The sequence below is a fragment of the Streptomyces sp. 13-12-16 genome (assembly GCF_002114215.1).
Lineage (GTDB): Bacteria > Actinomycetota > Actinomycetes > Streptomycetales > Streptomycetaceae > Streptomyces.
The window spans coordinates 1-795 of the sequence record NZ_NCTE01001274.1 but is presented as its reverse complement, the minus strand read 5'-3'; the positions used below and the strand labels follow the sequence as shown (position 1 = coordinate 795).

1 pseudogene is annotated in these 795 nt (G+C 73.6%); it reads right to left on the bottom strand.

From position 1 onward, the window contains the following. Positions 1-574, bottom strand: a pseudogene (locus tag B7767_RS39265) (hypothetical protein); the annotation flags it as partial. Positions 575-795: the final 221 nt, after the last annotated feature.

The window sequence follows — 795 nt, the reverse complement described above, 5'->3', positions numbered from 1 at the left end:
CGCGCACCGCCTCCGTGAGCAGCCCGCGCACCGTGCCCGCGTCCTGGAGGCCGGCCACGGCGTCGGCCAGCGCGCGCGGGACCGGGGCCACCGGCAGGCCCGTGACCTGCTCCGGGACGGGCAGCTCGGGGGTGCGGACGATCCGGACGCAGCCCGTCGAGCGCAGCCGGCGCAGCCGCGGGACCAGGACGTCGAAGGCCTCCAGGGACGGCAGCGGGGGAGCGGACGGGAAGCCGTGCAGGGTCAGCGCGGCCAGACCGGTGATCATCGCCTCCCCGTAGGAGGACGCGGGAGGGCTCTCCGTACCGGGCTGGACGGGGACGCCCACGGTCCGCTCCCGTGCCGCGTACATCAGCACCGCGTGCAGCCGCTCCTCGCTGGTCGGCGGGCCGGGGTGGAGCAGGACGACGCCCGGGAGCAGTTGCAGCCAGGGCCCGCCGGGGCGGCACTGCTCGCTCGCCTTCGCGGCCGAGACGCCGTGGGCGCGCAGTTGTGCGTGGGTCAGCACCCGGCGTCCGGCACTGGTGGAGAGGTGGTGCAGGGGGCGGGGGGAGAGCGGGGTGTTGTGGTTCATGCCCGGCAATTTCCCGCCTCCGAGCCGTCTCCGAACCCCTGTTACAGGCTCGTCGACAAATGAGGACAAGGTCGCACTAAAGGACGCGTGTTCGGATACCGAAAACCCCTGGTCCGTTCAGGTGCGGACCAGGGGTTACGGCCTGATTGCCCGCATTCCGTAACGGCTGCCGGAACACGCCCCGGACGAGCACCCGCACCCGGCGGACACCCCTGCCCGCC